Source organism: Pantoea sp. PGP6, assembly GCF_053474785.1.
This window is the reverse complement of record NZ_JBQBMA010000001.1, coordinates 3,150,113-3,166,602: the sequence shown is the minus strand read 5'-3', so window position 1 is coordinate 3,166,602 and position 16,490 is coordinate 3,150,113. Positions and strand designations below refer to the sequence as shown.

Below are 16,490 nucleotides of genomic sequence, written 5' to 3'. Positions count from 1 at the left end.
TGCGCGCATTGCCGCAATTATGGCAGGCATCAAGGCTGGAACAGACCTACGCCGATCTCGTTCTCTTTACGGGTACGGGCGATAACGGAAGCCGGGCTTTCTGCCATACGCAGTCCCATCTCTTCTTCGGTACGCACCAGTTTGCCGCGCAGCGAGTTGGTGTAGACGTCGACGATTTCGACATCAACGAACTTACCGATCATCTCAGGCGATCCCTCAAAGTTCACCACCCGGTTATTTTCGGTGCGGCCAGAAACTTCCATGACGTTCTTACGGGAGATCCCTTCCACCAGGATACGCTGCACCGTGCCGAGCATCCGCCGGCTGATAGCCATCGCCTGCTGATTGATGCGATCCTGCAGGATCCAGAGACGCTGCTTTTTCTCTTCTTCGCTGACGTCATCCGGCAGGTCAGCCGCCGGGGTGCCCGGACGTGCAGAGTAGATAAAGCTAAAGCTGATGTCGAAATTGACATCGGCAATCAGCTTCATGGTCTGTTCGAAATCCTGCTGAGTTTCACCCGGGAAGCCGATGATGAAGTCAGAACTGATCTCAATATCCGGGCGCGCCGCGCGCAGCTTACGGATAATCGCCTTATACTCCAGCGCCGTGTGCGCCCGTTTCATTAGCGTCAGGATGCGGTCGGCACCGCTCTGGACCGGCAGGTGCAGGAAGCTCACCAGCTCCGGCGTATCGCGGTAAACCTCGATAATGTCATCGGTGAACTCAATCGGGTGGCTGGTGGTGAAGCGAATACGATCGATGCCGTCGATGGCCGCCACCAGGCGCAGCAGTTCAGCGAAGGTGCAGATGCCGCCATCAAAAGTGGCACCGCGATAGGCGTTAACGTTCTGGCCGAGCAGGTTAACTTCACGCACGCCCTGGGCCGCCAGTTGGGCGATCTCCAGCAGAATGTCGTCGCTCGGACGGCTGACTTCTTCACCGCGAGTATAAGGCACCACGCAGAAGGTACAGTACTTGTTGCAGCCTTCCATGATGGAGACGAAGGCGGTCGGACCTTCTGCACGCGGCTCGGGCAGACGGTCAAATTTCTCGATTTCCGGGAAGCTGATATCCACCACCGGGCTTTTGCTGCCGCGCACGGTGTTAATCATTTCCGGCAGACGGTGCAGAGTCTGCGGGCCAAAGACGATATCGACGCAGGGCGCACGCTGGCGAATGTGATCCCCTTCCTGCGATGCCACGCAACCGCCGACGCCGATGATCAAATCCGGGTTACGCTCTTTTAACTTTTTCCAGCGCCCCAACTGGTGGAAAACCTTCTCCTGCGCTTTCTCGCGAATAGAACAGGTGTTGAGCAGCAGAATATCCGCCTCTTCAGCGACCTCGGTCAGCGTGTAGCCGTGCGTACTGTTCAGCAGGTCAGACATCTTAGATGAATCATACTCATTCATCTGACATCCCCAGGTTTTGATATGCAGTTTTTTTGTCATCGAACTAGCCATTGATTCAGTGCAGTGGAGTGCAGGGCGCGTATTGTAATGCTTTGATGCTGTTGTGACCAGCCTAAGGGCTTTTCTGATCGTGCCAGAATTTTCCGGTACACTTTGCTTCAATCAGACCCGTGTTGCGCAGGCTGGCGGGAAAAGAAGAAGGATATAAGCAATGCAGGATAACCAGTTTGATGTGGTGATCGTCGGCGGCGGCATGGTGGGAGCCGCGCTGGCGTGTGGGCTGACGCAGCAGCAGTTCCGCGTGGCGGTGATTGAGCGCGCTGAGCCGGCCCCGTTTGCGGCAGAGAGCGATCCCGATCTGCGGATCTCGGCCATCGGCTCATCGTCGGTAGCGTTACTGAAGCAGCTTAACGTCTGGTCGCGGGTTGAGGCGATGCGATGCGCCCCGTATCGCAAGCTGGAGACCTGGGAGTGGCAAACCGCACAGGTCAGCTTCGATGCCGCCTCGCTCGGCCTGCCGGAACTGGGTTTTATGGTGGAAAACAGCGTGCTGCAACGGGCGCTGTGGGAAGAGATGCAGGCGCTTGGTGTTACGCTCTGCTGTCCGGCCACGCTGGAGAATTTGCAGCAGGAGAATGGCGGCTGGCGCGTCGACCTGAGCGGCGGCGAGACGTTGCATGCCCGGCTGGTGGTGGGCGCAGATGGCGCTAACTCACAGGTGCGGCAGATGGCGGGGATTGGCATCCACGGCTGGAGCTATGCGCAGTCTTGCCTGCTGATCAGCGTCACCTGTGAACATCCGGCCGGCGATGCCACCTGGCAACATTTTACTCCGCAGGGGCCACGCGCCTTTCTGCCGCTGTATGACAACCGCGCCTCGCTGGTGTGGTATGACGCGCCAGCGCGGATACGCCAGCTCCAGGCGATGGCGCTGCCTCAGCTGGAGAAAGAGATTGCCAGCCACTTCCCGGCGCGTCTGGGGCGGTTTAAAGCCCATGCTGCGGGCGGGTTCCCGCTGGTGCGGCGTCATGCGGCGCGTTACGTGCTGCCAGGACTGGCGCTGGTGGGCGATGCGGCACACACCATCAACCCACTGGCGGGGCAGGGCGTTAACCTGGGTTACCGCGATATTGATGCGTTAATTGAGGTGCTGGTGACCGCGCGCGGTGCGGCGGAAGACTGGGCGGCTGAGCGGATATTGCAGCGCTATCAGCGTCAGCGTCGCACCGACAATATGCTGATGCAGGGCGGGATGGATCTGTTCTATTTCGCCTTCAGCAATCAGCTGGCACCGCTGCGCTTTGCACGTAACCTTGGGTTGATCGCCGCCGAGCATTCCGGGGTGCTGAAGCGTCAGGTGTTGCGCTATGCGCTGGGATTGTAAATCAGCCTGAAAGCGTTGTACGGCTCGTGATAAGGCGGGCCGCTACAATCGACCGTCATTGGACAGGGAAGCACAAAAACAACAAAGCCCGCAAAAGCGGGCTTTGTTGTGCAATTTGGCTGGGGTGCAGGGATTCGAACCCCGGAATGCTGGTATCAGAAACCAGTGCCTTACCGCTTGGCGACACCCCAATAGGTGTTAATTCAAATTGTCTTTTGTGTGGCTGGGGTGCAGGGATTCGAACCCCGGAATGCTGGTATCAGAAACCAGTGCCTTACCGCTTGGCGACACCCCAATAATATGGTGGCTACGACGGGAATCGAACCTGTGACCCCAGCATTATGAGTGCTGTGCTCTAACCAGCTGAGCTACGTAGCCAAATTGTACTGCATTTCGATGATGGCTGGGATACCTGGATTCGAACCAGGGAATGCCGGTATCAAAAACCGGTGCCTTACCGCTTGGCGATATCCCATTCGTCCACTCGCAGCCACGAGATTCATCGAAATTGGCTGGGGTACCTGGATTCGAACCAGGGAATGCCGGTATCAAAAACCGGTGCCTTACCGCTTGGCGATACCCCATCCATGCTGCCGAATAATGAAATGGTGCGGGAGGCGAGACTTGAACTCGCACACCTTGCGGCGCCAGAACCTAAATCTGGTGCGTCTACCAATTTCGCCACTCCCGCAAAAAAAGATGGTGGCTACGACGGGAATCGAACCTGTGACCCCAGCATTATGAGTGCTGTGCTCTAACCAGCTGAGCTACGTAGCCATCTTTTTTTCGCGTTACCTTCATCGGCGTTGCGGGGCGCATTATGCGGAGTTGACTTAACAGCGTCAACAAGTTTTTTGCCGTTTTTTTGCTGATAACCGCTGTTTGACCGGCTTATAACCAGGCTGGCGGTTTATTCAACAATTTTTCAGTGAATACAACGCAGATGATAAAAAAAATGGGCCATAAACGGCCCATTTTTCATCAGTTCAGACGCGGTTATTTATAGGCTGACTGATGCACACCCACGGCGCGACCTGATGGATCGTCCATGTTTTTGAATGCTTCGTCCCATTCAATCGCTTTGGCTGACGAGCAGGCCACTGATGGGCCGCCAGGCACGCACTCTGCCGCGCTCGGTAACGGGAACAGCTCTTCAAAGATTTCACGATACAGATAAGCCTCTTTCGAACCCGGCGTGTTGAACGGGAAACGGAAGTGCGCAGTGGCCAGTTGCTGATCGCTGATCTGCTGCGCGGCAACCTCTTTCAGGGAGTCGATCCAGCTATAGCCAACGCCGTCTGAGAACTGCTCTTTCTGCCGCCATGCCACGCTTTCCGGCAGGTATGAAGAGAAACATTCACGCAGGATGTGCTTCTCCATTTTGCCGTTGCTGCCACACATTTTGTCGGCCGGGTTGATACGCATCGCCACATCGAGGAATTTTTTATCCAGGAAGGGGACACGCGCTTCCACGCCCCAGGCTGACATCGCCTTGTTGGCACGGGCGCAGTCGAACATGTGCAGCGCCTGCAGTTTACGCACGTTTTCTTCGTGGAACTCTTTGGCGTTCGGCGCTTTATGGAAGTAAAGGTAGCCGCCGAAGACTTCATCTGCGCCTTCACCCGACAGCACCATCTTAATGCCCATCGCTTTAATCTTACGTGACATCAGGTACATCGGCGTGGAGGCGCGGATGGTGGTGACGTCGTAGGTTTCAATGTGATAAATCACATCGCGAATTGCATCCAGACCTTCCTGCACGGTGAAATGAATTTCATGGTGCACGGTGCCGAGATGTTCCGCCACGGATTTAGCCGCTTTCAGATCGGGCGATCCCTCCAGGCCCACTGCGAACGAGTGCAGCTGCGGCCACCAGGCATCACTTTTATCCTGATCTTCGACCCGCTTAGCGGCAAAGCGCTTGGTGACGGCAGAAATGATTGACGAATCGAGTCCGCCCGACAGCAGCACACCGTAAGGAACATCTGACATCAGATGGCTTTTTACTGACTCTTCCAGCGCATGCTTCAGGCCCGCAGCGTCGGTGGTGTTGTGCTCTACGTTTTTGTATTCCATCCAGTCACGCTGCCAGTAACGACGGATTTCGCCATCGGTGCTGGAGAGGTAGCTGCCCGGTGGGAACTCTTTGATTGAACGGCAGACCGGCACCAGCGCTTTCATCTCTGACGCGACATACAGGTTGCCATGCTCATCGTTACCCATATAGAGCGGGATGATACCGATGTGATCGCGGCCGATCAGGTAAGTGTTTTTTACACTGTCATACAGGATAAAAGCGAACATGCCTTCCAGATCGTCGAGGAAATCGACCCCTTTTTCCTGATACAGCGCCAGGATGACTTCACAGTCAGATCCGGTCTGGAACTGATAGCGATCGCTCAATTCTGCGCGCAGTGCCTGATGGTTATAGATTTCGCCGTTAACCGCCAGAACATGAGTGTGGTCGGCGTTGTACAGCGGCTGTGCGCCGTTGTTGACGTCAACGATTGAGAGACGTTCATGCGCCAGGATTGCATGGTCATCAGCATAGACACCAGACCAGTCCGGGCCGCGATGACGCATTAAGCGTGAACATTCCAGCGCTTTTTTGCGCAGCTCAACAGGATCGGTTTTCAGATCCAGCACACCAAAAATTGAACACATAACTGACTCCTGAGCTCACCTTACGGCGATGTTATCTTTTGCGTTTGTCCGGCAGCCTGACGCTGCGTGATGTATAAGAAAATGCGCTATTTGGTGCATTCAATGCAAGAGGAATCGCGATTTACTGATAAAAAGATTGTTGTCATGGCGATAAAATTGAATAAACGACAATTTAACAACGTTTTTATTGTTGAATCGATAATGAAATGCATTTTCTGGCTGAATTTTAGCCGAAAGAGAGGGCGGGTAATCGGTCGAAAAGAGGGGACGCATCACGCTTTAGCCCGATGCGTCATAAGAAAAAGGCATCAGAACAGGTCAATATCCGCGACTGAAGGGTAGATCCAGTCCGGCCGGAACGGCATGGCATCAATATCGCTTAAGGTTGATACGCCCGATAGCACCAGCACCGTTTCCAGCCCGGCCTGAAAACCGGCCAGAATATCGGTGCGCAGATTGTCACCGACTATCACTGTCTCTTCCGAATGCGCCTGCATCTTGTTCAGGGCTGCACGCATAATGTAGGGACTCGGTTTGCCGACGTAGAACGGGCGGCGACCGGAAATCTTCTCGATACCGGCACACAGCGCGCCACAGGCCGGAACAAAGCCGCGCGCATGGGTATCGGGGTTGGTGGCGATGAACCGCGCGCCATTGGCGACAAAAAAAGCCGCCTTATGCATCATGTCCCAGTTAAACGAGCGCGTTTCCCCGACGATGACAAAATCAGGGTTGATATCGGTGATGGTAAAGCCGGCTTTGTAGAGTTCGTGGATCAGCGCACCTTCACCTATCACATAGGCTTTTTTGCCTTCCTGACGGCGAAGAAAGTCTGCCGTGGCCATCGCCGAGGTGTAGAACACCGAGTCCGGCACTTCTACGCCCGCCGAGGCGAAACGGTTGGCCAGATCCTGCGCGGTTTGCGAAGGGTAGTTAGTCAGCACCACCAGCGGCATCTCTTTCGCCAGAATGCGCTGCAAAAACTCCTGTGCGCCGGGAACCGCCGTGTTGTCGTGCATCAGCACGCCATCAATATCACAAATTACGCTTTTAATGGTCATAGTCAGATCCGATGTGGCCCGCCAGAGTGGCAGGCTGAGCTTATTCTTCGAGAAGATGTTGCAGCAGAATGCCGTTAAGCATGGCACGTTTTGCCAGCGCAAAGGCGCCGATTGCCGAACGATGATCTAAGGTCGAACGTACCACCGGCAGATTTTTGCGGAAGGCGGCGAGCGCCTGAGTGTTAATGCAGCCTTCAATCGCGGGCAGTAGCACTTTCTCTGCGTCGGTGATTTCACCGGCCAGCACCACTTTTTGCGGATTAAACAGGTTGATGGCAATCGCGATAGCTTTACCGAGGTAGCGGCCGACATATTCGATCACTTCGCAGGCCAGCGCATCACCCTGATTAGCCGCTTTACAGATTTGCGGCATCTGGCACGCCTCCAGCGTCAGCACGCTGGGATAGCCCTGATTCAGCAGATGACGTACCCGACTTTCAATCGCGCCGTTGGCGGCGATGGTTTCGAGGCAGCCAAAGTTACCGCAGTGGCAGCGTTCGCCCAGCGGATCGACCTGAATGTGGCCAATCTCACCGACGTTACCGTTGCTGCCGAGAAAAATATGCCCGTTGGCGATGATACCGGCCCCGGTGCCGCGATGTAAGCGCACCAGAATGGAGTCGGCACAGTCGCGGCTTGCCCCAAAGTAGTGCTCAGCCAGCGCCAGGCTGCGGATGTCGTGACCGACAAAACTGGTAACACTAAAGCGTTCTTTCAGGCTGGCGACCAGCGGCCAGTGACTGACGGCGATGTGCGGCATATAGCGGATCACCCCGTTAATCGGGTCAACCAGCCCTGGCAGGATCACCGAAATCGCGATCAGCTCGCGTATCTTGCGCTGGTGCTGCTCAATGAAGGCGCTGATGGCGTTGAACAACGCGTGCTGCAACGTCTCCTGAGTGCGTTCCGGCAGCGCATAATCCTCTTGCGCCAGCGATTTTCCGCTCAGATCAAACAGCGTCAGGGTCGCGTCGTTGCGTCCGAGTCGGACGCCGATGGTATGGAAGTTGCGGGTTTCAGTGATGATGGAGATGGCGCGGCGACCGCCGGTGGAGGCTTGCTGGTCCACCTCTTTGATCAATCCGCGCTCTATCAATTGACGGGTAATTTTGGTGACGCTGGCGGGCGCAAGCTGGCTGAGTTCGGCAATCTGAATGCGCGATATCGGCCCCTGTTGATCAATCAGCCGGTAAACGGCCGCACTATTGAGTTGCTTAACAAGATCGACATTTCCTATTTGTGACTGGCCGCCAGTGGTCATTCAGTGCTTACTCGCTCAGGACGTCGTCTCCGTTGACAAACGTCTTAATGATTTTAAAGTCGCGCGTAAACACAGTCAGGTTCGCGATTTTTCCTGCTTCGATCGAGCCTAACTGCTTTTCCACGCCCATCGCCCGTGCCGGGTAAAGTGACGCCATGCGCAACGCTTCATCCAGTGCAATGCCAACATGTTCCACACTGTTCTGTACTGCTTCAATCATGGTGAGGGCAGAACCGCTCAGCGTTCCGTTTTCATCAACGCACAGCCCGTCACGATAATAGATTGTTTTACCAGCAAAAATAAACTCGCTAATCGCCGCGCCAGCCGGTGCTGTGGCATCCGTTACCAGGATCAGCTTGTCGCCTTTAATGCGCTTCGCATTGCGAACGTTAGCGTAATGGACATGTAAACCATCCGCAATAATGCCGCAGTATACATCAGGCGAATCAAACAGCGCACCGATAAGACCGGGTTCACGACCGGCAAAGGTCGGCATGGCGTTATACAGGTGTGTGGCGAAGCTGATGCCCGCAGAAAAGCCCGCTTTGGCTTCTTCGTAAGTGGCGTTGGAATGCCCGGCGGAGACGATGATACCCGCTTCAGTCAGCTGACGAATCACGTCGCTGCCGGCATTTTCCGGGGCCAGCGTCACTTTTGTGATCACATCCGCATTTTCACACAGGTATTGCACCAGGGCGGCGTCGGGCAGGCGGATCAGCGCCGGATTATGGGTGCCTTTCTTCGCTTTGCTCAGCCACGGACCTTCCAGATGCAGCCCGAGCGCCTGATGCTGATGTTTTTGCAGGTAAGCGCGCATGGTTTCGATCGCCCGCTGCATTAATTCGTCACTGCTGGTGATCAGCGTCGGTAAAAAGCTGGTGCAGCCTGACTTTTCGTTGGCGCGCTGCATGATTTCCAGCGTCTCTACGCTGAGCGCGTCGATGTCGTCATTAAACTGAACGCCGCCACAGCCATTAAGCTGCAGATCGATAAAGCCGGGCGCAATGATGGCACCTGATACATCACGCTGCTCCACGTCTGCAGGCAGCGACTCACGTGGGATCACGCGGTCAATGCGCCCGTTGGCAATCACCACCGCGTGATTGTCCAGAATCTGGTGGCCGCTATAAATCCGGCCATTAACTAATGCGAACATCTCTTCTCTCCCGTCCTGACCTGCCGCTGCCCGGGGCAACAGCAGGTACGACAAATTTTTAGTTACACGCCTTTCATATTTTCCGCTTCCATCTCGCGGAAATATTTCACGGTTTTCACTTTCAGTTCCATGGTGGCTGGCTCGTCACACACCACCACCGATTTCGGGTGCAGCTGCAGACAACTGATGGTCCACATGTGATTAACGTTGCCTTCGACCGCCGCCTGTAGCGCCTGAGCTTTAACGTGGCCGGTAACCAGAATCATCACTTCTTCCGCGTCCAGCAGGGTGCCGACACCCACCGTCAGCGCATATTTTGGTACCTGATCGACATCGCCGTTAAAGAAGCGAGAGTTTGCCACGCGGGTGTCATGCGTCAGGGTTTTAATCCGGGTACGTGAAGCCAGCGAAGAGGCCGGTTCGTTAAAGGCGATGTGACCATCGTTGCCAACGCCACCCATAAACAGGTGAATTTTGCCCAGCGCGCGGATTCTCTCTTCATACTGGCGACATTCTGCGTCAATATCCGGCGCATTACCATTCAGAAGATTGATGTTTTCTGGTTGAATATCAACGTGATCAAAGAAGTTGCGATACATGAAACTGTGGTAGCTTTCCGGGTGCTCTTTTGGCAGGCCAACATATTCATCCATATTGAAAGTGATAACATGCCTGAAGCTAACCTGGCCCGCTTTATGCATCTCAATCAGGTGCTTGTAAGCTTCAAGCGGCGTACCGCCGGTGGGTAAGCCCAGCACAAAGGGTTTGTCTGCCGTTGGGTTAAAGGCATTAATCCGGTTCACAATATGGCGTGCTGCCCATTTGCCGACCTGGGTTGGTGTAGCTAAAGGAATCAGTCTCATGTTTCACCTCAATTAGGAAAATAGAAAAGGGGGCGCGCGAATCCAATGCGTTACTCATCAGCCTAAACGGATTCTGTCATCCCGCCACGGCCTGAGTGCGCCTTAATATTTCGGATCATAAAATAAGTTTGCGGGTATAGCCAGATGTTGCCGCAGTAATCGATGTTTTTTGGTGATAAAAGTCACAGTTATGGTGGTTTTAATTTGCGAGGCGAATTAATTTATCATTACACTTCGCTGCGTGATATGAAGTGTCATAAGGTCTTTGCAGCCGACATAACAATATTAAGCGGCGCAGAGCGACAAGCCAGGCTCATAGGGGGAAAGGGTAAATGTTAGGTTACTTACAACGCGTTGGCCGTGCACTGATGGTGCCGGTAGCAACCCTGCCAGCGGCAGCGATATTAATGGGGGTCGGTTACTGGATTGATCCAGTCAGCTGGGGCGCAGGCAATGCGCTGGCAGCGCTGTTTATCAAATCCGGTGCCGCCATCATCGAACACATGTCAGTGCTGTTCGCTATCGGTATCGCTTACGGGATGTCCAAAGATAAAGATGGCGCAGCAGCGCTGACCGGCTTCGTCGGGTTCCTGGTAGTGACTACACTCTGTTCGCCAGCTGCGGTGGCGATGATTCAGAAAATACCGCTGGAGCAGGTACCTGCTGCCTTTGGCAAAATTGAAAACCAGTTTGTTGGTATCCTGGTCGGTATTTTATCGGCGGAAGTCTATAACCGCTTCAGCCACGTCGAGCTGCCTAAAGCGCTCTCATTCTTCAGCGGACGCCGACTGGTACCGATTCTGGTGTCGTTCCTGATGATCTTAGTCGCCTTTATCCTGATGTATATCTGGCCGGTGGTATTCAACGGTCTGGTCAGTTTTGGCGAGCATATCCAGAAACTGGGTTCAGTCGGCGCCGGTATCTACGCCTTCTTTAACCGTCTGCTGATTCCGGTAGGTTTACATCACGCGCTGAACTCCGTGTTCTGGTTTGATGTGGCCGGGATTAACGATATTCCTAAATTCCTCGGCGGCGCACAGTCACTGGCTGATGGATCGGCAACTGTCGGCATCACCGGTCGCTATCAGGCGGGCTTCTTCCCCATCATGATGTTCGGTCTGCCGGGTGCGGCGCTGGCAATTTACCAGTGCGCACGGCCGGAAAACCGCGCCAAAGTTGGCGGTATCATGCTGGCGGCAGCGGTGGCAGCCTTCTTCACCGGCATCACTGAGCCGCTGGAGTTCTCCTTCATGTTCGTGGCACCGGTGCTGTATCTGATCCACGCCGTGCTGACCGGTATTTCCGTCTTCATCGCGGCCAGCATGCACTGGATTGCCGGCTTCGGCTTCAGCGCCGGGCTGGTGGATATGGTGCTGTCGACCCGTAACCCGCTGGCGACGCACTGGTACATGCTGATCCCGCAGGGGCTGGTGTTCTTCGTCATCTACTACGTGGTGTTCCGTTTCACCATCAAAAAATTCAACCTGATGACGCCGGGCCGTGAGCTGGCAGTCGCTGGTGATGAGAGTGATGGTTATGACGTCAACGTCGATAAAACCGATAACGGTGAAAGTGCAACTGAAACGCTGGCGCGTCGCTATATTGGCGCGGTGGGTGGCTCAGACAACTTAACCAGCATTGATGCCTGTATTACCCGTCTGCGTCTTAACGTTAATGATTCAGCGCAGGTCAATGAGGGCGTGGCTAAACGTCTCGGCGCGTCCGGAGTGATTCGCCTCAACAAGCAGAGCGTACAGATTATTGTCGGTACTCAGGCAGAAGGCATTGCGTCGGCGATGAAAAAAGTGCTGACCAAAGGGCCGGTAGCCGCCACCAGCAGCAATGCAGCTGCACCGGAAGCCGTTAAGCCGCAGGCGGTACTGAACAGTGAATCACGGGTTATCGCCACGCTGCTGGCACCGGTGAGTGGTGACGTCGTTGCGCTGGACGCGGTACCGGACGAAGCCTTTGCCAGCAAAGCGGTGGGTGACGGTCTGGCGATCAAGCCGAGCGACAAATGGGTGGTTGCACCGATTGCCGGTACGCTGGTGAAAATCTTCAATACCAATCACGCTTTCTGTCTGGAAACCGACAACGGGGTTGAGATTGTGGTGCACATGGGGCTGGACACCGTGGCGCTGGAGGGTAAAGGCTTTACCCGTCTGGTGGAAGAGGGCGCCAGCGTGGCGGCCGGTCAGCCGGTACTGGAGATGGACCTGGATTTCCTGAACGCCAATGCCCGCTCGATGGTCAGTCCGGTGGTGGTCAGCAACAGCGATGATTTTGCCGGCCTGACGTTACTGGCCAGCGGTAAGGTCGTGGCGGGTGAAACCCCGCTGTACCAAGTGAAAGGCTAATCCCCGCAACAGAAGCCACAAGGCAGGAAGCGATTCCTGCCTTTTTTGTTTTAAAGGCTGAACAAACGGTTGTTTCCCTCTGGCGCTTTGTGGATCATACTCCGTTACTTCGTGGTACATATCACCCGCTATTCGTATTGAGGATTTTTGAGATGAGTGAGGCTGAAGCCCGCCCAACTAACTTTATTCGTCAGATCATCGACGAAGATTTGGCGAGCGGTAAGCACAGCAGCGTGCATACCCGTTTTCCGCCGGAGCCCAATGGCTATCTGCACATTGGTCATGCGAAATCGATCTGTCTGAATTTTGGCATCGCCCAGGATTACCAGGGGCAATGCAATCTGCGTTTCGACGATACCAATCCGGTCAAAGAGGATATGGAGTTCGTTGAATCCATCAAGCGTGACGTCAAATGGCTGGGCTTTGAGTGGAGCGGTGAGGTTTGTTACTCATCAAACTATTTTGATCAGCTCTACAACTATGCCATCGAACTGATCAATAAAGGGCTGGCTTATGTCGATGAGCTGAGTCCGGAAGCGATCCGCGAGTACCGTGGCACCCTGACTGCGCCGGGTAAAAACAGCCCGTATCGCGATCGCAGCGTGGAAGAGAACCTGGCGCTGTTCGAGAAAATGCGTAGCGGTGAGTTTGCCGAAGGCACTGCCTGCCTGCGCGCCAAAATCGATATGGCTTCTAACTTTATCGTGATGCGCGATCCGGTGCTCTATCGAATTAAATTCGCTGAACACCACCAGACCGGTAACAAGTGGTGCATCTATCCGATGTATGACTTTACCCACTGCATCTCCGATGCGCTGGAAGGAATTACCCATTCACTCTGTACGCTGGAGTTCCAGGACAACCGTCGTCTGTATGACTGGGTGCTGGATAACATCACCATTCCGGTGCACCCGCGTCAGTATGAGTTCTCGCGCCTGAATCTTGAGTATGCGGTGATGTCAAAACGCAAACTGACGCAGCTGGTGACAGAGAAGCACGTTGAGGGCTGGGATGATCCGCGCATGCTGACCGTTTCTGGCTTACGCCGTCGCGGTTACACTGCCGCGTCAATCCGCGAGTTCTGCCGCCGTATTGGCGTCACCAAGCAGGACAATATTGTGGAAATGGCGTCGCTGGAATCGTGCATCCGTGACGATCTTAATGAGAATGCGCCACGTGCTATGGCGGTGCTCGATCCACTGAAAGTCGTGATCGAAAATCTGCCGGCTGGCCATCACGAAAGCATCACCATGCCTAACCATCCGTCTAAACCGGAGATGGGCACGCGTGAAGTGCCTTTCAGCCGTGAGATCTGGATCGACCGGGCGGATTTCCGTGAAGAGGCCAACAAGCAGTATAAGCGTCTGGTGCTGGGCAAAGAAGTTCGCCTGCGCAACGCCTACGTGATCCGTGCTGAGCGGGTGGCAAAAGATGAAGACGGCAACATCACCTGCATCTACTGCACCAGCGATGTTGATACCCTGAGTAAAGATCCTGCTGATGGCCGCAAGGTCAAAGGCGTGATCCATTGGGTGTCGGCAGAACACGCGCAGCCAGCCGAGTTCCGCCTGTATGATCGCCTGTTCAGCGTGCCAAATCCGGGTGCAGCCGACGATTTTCTGTCGGTGATCAATCCAGACTCGCTGACCATCAAACAGGGCTTTGTTGAGCCAGGCCTGCGCGATGTGGAAGCCACCACGCCGTACCAGTTTGAGCGTGAAGGTTACTTCTGCGCGGACAGCGTCTATTCGAAGCCGTCACAGCTGGTGTTTAACCGCACCGTTGGCTTACGCGATACTTGGACTAAAGCTGGCGAATAATCGTTGGTGCTGACCTGATAAAATGACAAAAGGGCGACTTATCGCCCTTTTTTATTGTCCTGATTTTTGCCATCACCGAGGTTTATTCTACAAGCCTTTTTCAGCGATTGTTACGAAGTTGTGAGAGAAATCTGAGTTTAAAAAAATTAATCAATTACCAGATGTGAATTATCCGCTTTCAGGTAGGCTATGCCCTCACAGACATAGCTCAGCGAGTGATATAAGGAAAAAAAATGACCGTTCTCGCCCAGGAAGCCAAACACAGTGTCGTCGTTTTACATCAACTTATTGAACGTATTTTCAATCAACCTGCCGGCTCTGATGACAGTTTCGAGCTGATGATGTCCTATTTTCATCCCGATTTTCGCATGGTTACCCCGCGCGGAACTCAGCTGAACCTGAATGAAGTGGAAGATCTTTTCCGTCAGCTACAGGGCCAGCGGGAAGGGATGCGTATCGCAACCTGCGAGCACGTGGTCATTTCCCATCAGGAGAAAGAGGTCACCGTACAGTACCGGGAGATGCAGATGCTGAACGGCAATAATCAGAGCCGCATCGCACTGGCGATTCTGGATTACAGTACCTCGATTCCGCGCTGGCGTTATCTGCAGGAAACGCTGGTTGCCTGAGCCGACAGCGAAAAAAGAACAAAAAAAACCGGTGAATTCACCGGTTTTTTTATTTCAGCCTGCGTCAGACTTACTGATCGTGCAGCGTCTCATCTTCACGGCAGTCGCCCAGTGCACAGTGACCATACAGATAGAGACTGTGGTTGGTCAGCTTGATGCCGTGGCGGGTGGCGATTTCGCGCTGACGGGTTTCAATCGACTCGTCGCTGAACTCAATCACTTTACCGCAGTCCAGGCAGATCAGGTGATCGTGGTGATGCTGCTGGGTCAGCTCAAACACCGACTTGCCGCCTTCAAAATTGTGACGGGTCACGATACCGGCATCATCGAACTGGTTCAGCACGCGGTAAACGGTGGCCAGGCCAATCTCTTCGCCGATGTCGATCAGGCGTTTGTACAAATCTTCCGCGCTGACGTGATGGCACTCAGGTTCCTGAAGCACTTCCAGAATTTTCAGTCTGGGCAGCGTGACTTTCAGGCCAGCCTTCTTTAATGCGGTATTGTTGTCAGTCATGCGGATTTTGTCCTGTTACTTATATTCACTTTTGTGGCGCTTGGCCTTGAATGTCGATCTATACCCATTCTCATTTGCGTCTCATTATAGAACTGATGCAGTGAAATGAAAACCGAGGGGAGTGCCTAAATCACCCGGGGCTGTATGGGATACGTCACCGAGCCGGGGAGGATTTCTGCAGGAGTCTGTTAACATTTCGCTTAGTCCTATCTGCTGCCAGAGAAAATAAGCGGAAGATCGATGCGGGTATTCTACAGATTAAACGAAGAAAGTTAAAAAAATGTGGCTATTATTTCTATAGGAATTTCCGTTGCCTCAATGTGAGCTGGCGCTCACATTGAGTCGGCTACCCTCAGGCTTCGAGGATCTCTTTAAGCTGCAGTTCATCAAAAATCTGCTTAACCCATTTCTCGACGCGCGCATTGGTCAGCTCTGGCTGACGATCTTCGTCAATCGCCAGGCCGAGGAAGTGGGTATCGTCAGCCAGGCCTTTTGACGCTTCGAAGTGATAACCTTCGGTCGGCCAGTGGCCTACGATCACTGCGCCGTGCGGCTCAATGATGTCGCGGATGGTGCCCATCGCATCACAGAAATACTCGGCATAATCTTCCTGATCGCCGCAGCCGAACAGGGCAACCAGCTTGCCGTTAAAATCGATCTCTTCCAGCGTCGGGAAAAAGTCATCCCAGTCGCACTGCGCTTCACCGTAATACCAGGTCGGAATACCCAGCAGCAGGATGTCAAACGCTTCCAGATCTTCTTTAGTGCTTTTCGCGATGTCGTGGACTTCTGCAACGTCTTTACCCAGCTGTTTCTGGATCATTTTTGCAATGTTTTCGGTGTTGCCGGTATCGCTGCCAAAGAAGATGCCTACGAGTGCCATGAGTAAAATAACCTCTTAAATCCTGATGATGAGATGTGTGCCGCAGCACATTTCAGCGAATAATAGCAGACGAGACAAACCCGCGGAACGGTTAAAGCCTCGACATTTGCCTCTGCGTGCGTTTTGCCCGCATTAATCCAGTTTGAGTTGCGCCAGCAGCATTTGTTCAATCAATTCGCTACGGCTGAGATTGCGCTGTTCTGCCAGCGTATTGAGCGCTTCGACGGCTTCACTGTTCATTTTCAGTTCGACACGACGAAGCCCGCGCCCTTTGTCACGTTTCAGTTGATTGCGCTTATTGATGCGCAGCTGTTCATCACGCGAAAGCGGACTGGTTTTGGGTCGACCTGGGCGGCGCTCATCAGCAAACAGATCGAGCGTCGTGCGGTCAGTGTGTTCTTTTGCCATGGCTTAGTGAAACTGAATGTGCGGGCGCCAGACGCTCGCCGCGCAGATTATAAATTATTGGCCGTTACCGCGGCA

13 protein-coding genes and 7 tRNA genes are annotated in these 16,490 nt (G+C 54.1%); 4 read left to right on the top strand and 16 right to left on the bottom strand.

What is annotated here, in order from left to right; translation table 11 throughout:
* Window positions 1-29 precede the first annotated feature (29 nt).
* On the bottom strand, window positions 30-1,454 hold the full coding sequence (gene miaB / locus ACLIBF_RS15415; protein ID WP_046288459.1) for a tRNA (N6-isopentenyl adenosine(37)-C2)-methylthiotransferase MiaB: 1,425 nt from the start codon (window positions 1,452-1,454) through the stop codon (window positions 30-32).
* Between the two features lie 172 nt (window positions 1,455-1,626).
* Between miaB and ubiF the strand changes: the two genes are divergently transcribed.
* Window positions 1,627-2,799, top strand: coding sequence for a 3-demethoxyubiquinol 3-hydroxylase (gene ubiF, locus ACLIBF_RS15410; RefSeq protein WP_031374796.1), 1,173 nt, complete (start codon window positions 1,627-1,629; stop codon window positions 2,797-2,799).
* 116 nt (window positions 2,800-2,915) lie between these two features.
* Here the strand turns inward: ubiF and ACLIBF_RS15405 are convergent.
* From ACLIBF_RS15405 to nagB, 12 genes are all read right to left on the bottom strand, one after another.
* Window positions 2,916-2,990: transfer RNA gene (locus tag ACLIBF_RS15405), tRNA-Gln, on the bottom strand.
* Window positions 2,991-3,019: 29 nt separating this feature from the next.
* Window positions 3,020-3,094: transfer RNA gene (locus ACLIBF_RS15400), tRNA-Gln, on the bottom strand.
* A gap of 6 nt (window positions 3,095-3,100) precedes the next feature.
* A tRNA-Met gene (locus ACLIBF_RS15395) sits at window positions 3,101-3,177 on the bottom strand.
* 22 nt (window positions 3,178-3,199) lie between these two features.
* Window positions 3,200-3,274 (bottom strand) — tRNA-Gln (locus tag ACLIBF_RS15390).
* 34 nt (window positions 3,275-3,308) lie between these two features.
* Window positions 3,309-3,383: transfer RNA gene (locus ACLIBF_RS15385), tRNA-Gln, on the bottom strand.
* Between the two features lie 22 nt (window positions 3,384-3,405).
* Window positions 3,406-3,490 (bottom strand) — tRNA-Leu (locus tag ACLIBF_RS15380).
* Between the two features lie 9 nt (window positions 3,491-3,499).
* Window positions 3,500-3,576, bottom strand: a tRNA-Met gene (locus tag ACLIBF_RS15375).
* A gap of 219 nt (window positions 3,577-3,795) precedes the next feature.
* A complete protein-coding gene (gene asnB / locus ACLIBF_RS15370) occupies window positions 3,796-5,463 on the bottom strand; it encodes an asparagine synthase B (protein ID WP_031374797.1) in 1,668 nt (555 codons plus the stop codon).
* A gap of 308 nt (window positions 5,464-5,771) precedes the next feature.
* Window positions 5,772-6,524: an HAD-IIA family hydrolase gene (locus tag ACLIBF_RS15365; protein ID WP_031374799.1), complete on the bottom strand. Its 753-nt coding sequence runs from the start codon at window positions 6,522-6,524 to the stop codon at window positions 5,772-5,774.
* A 40-nt stretch (window positions 6,525-6,564) separates the two neighbouring features.
* Window positions 6,565-7,785 (bottom strand): DNA-binding transcriptional regulator NagC, encoded by a 1,221-nt coding sequence (gene nagC, locus ACLIBF_RS15360; protein ID WP_279809446.1) that lies wholly within the window; start codon window positions 7,783-7,785, stop codon window positions 6,565-6,567.
* 7 nt (window positions 7,786-7,792) lie between these two features.
* A complete protein-coding gene (nagA, locus tag ACLIBF_RS15355; protein WP_031374801.1) occupies window positions 7,793-8,941 on the bottom strand; it encodes an N-acetylglucosamine-6-phosphate deacetylase in 1,149 nt (382 codons plus the stop codon).
* Between the two features lie 62 nt (window positions 8,942-9,003).
* Window positions 9,004-9,804 carry a glucosamine-6-phosphate deaminase gene (gene nagB, locus ACLIBF_RS15350; RefSeq protein ID WP_031374802.1) on the bottom strand — a complete coding sequence of 267 codons (801 nt, stop codon included), beginning with the start codon at window positions 9,802-9,804 and terminating at the stop codon, window positions 9,004-9,006.
* Between the two features lie 332 nt (window positions 9,805-10,136).
* Here nagB and nagE point away from each other — a divergent pair, with 332 nt between their 5' ends.
* The 3 genes from nagE to ACLIBF_RS15335 all read left to right on the top strand — a co-directional run bounded on the left by nagE (window position 10,137) and on the right by ACLIBF_RS15335 (window position 14,610).
* The gene (gene nagE, locus ACLIBF_RS15345; RefSeq protein WP_069728025.1) at window positions 10,137-12,161 is read left to right on the top strand and encodes an N-acetylglucosamine-specific PTS transporter subunit IIBC; all 2,025 of its coding nucleotides are present in this window, start codon (window positions 10,137-10,139) and stop codon (window positions 12,159-12,161) included.
* A gap of 152 nt (window positions 12,162-12,313) precedes the next feature.
* Window positions 12,314-13,981: a glutamine--tRNA ligase gene (gene glnS, locus ACLIBF_RS15340; RefSeq protein WP_046288458.1), complete on the top strand. Its 1,668-nt coding sequence runs from the start codon at window positions 12,314-12,316 to the stop codon at window positions 13,979-13,981.
* Between the two features lie 233 nt (window positions 13,982-14,214).
* Window positions 14,215-14,610: a hypothetical protein gene (locus ACLIBF_RS15335; RefSeq protein WP_031374804.1), complete on the top strand. Its 396-nt coding sequence runs from the start codon at window positions 14,215-14,217 to the stop codon at window positions 14,608-14,610.
* A 70-nt stretch (window positions 14,611-14,680) separates the two neighbouring features.
* On the opposite strand, the gene fur is transcribed toward ACLIBF_RS15335, so the two are convergent.
* The 3 genes from fur to ybfE form a co-directional block, all read right to left on the bottom strand.
* Window positions 14,681-15,124 carry a ferric iron uptake transcriptional regulator gene (gene fur, locus ACLIBF_RS15330; RefSeq protein WP_031374805.1) on the bottom strand — a complete coding sequence of 148 codons (444 nt, stop codon included), beginning with the start codon at window positions 15,122-15,124 and terminating at the stop codon, window positions 14,681-14,683.
* 352 nt (window positions 15,125-15,476) lie between these two features.
* On the bottom strand, window positions 15,477-16,007 hold the full coding sequence (gene fldA / locus ACLIBF_RS15325) for a flavodoxin FldA (RefSeq protein ID WP_031374806.1): 531 nt from the start codon (window positions 16,005-16,007) through the stop codon (window positions 15,477-15,479).
* 132 nt (window positions 16,008-16,139) lie between these two features.
* Entirely contained in the window at window positions 16,140-16,415 is a 276-nt protein-coding gene (gene ybfE / locus ACLIBF_RS15320; protein WP_069728027.1) for a LexA regulated protein, read from the bottom strand.
* Window positions 16,416-16,490 lie beyond the last annotated feature (75 nt).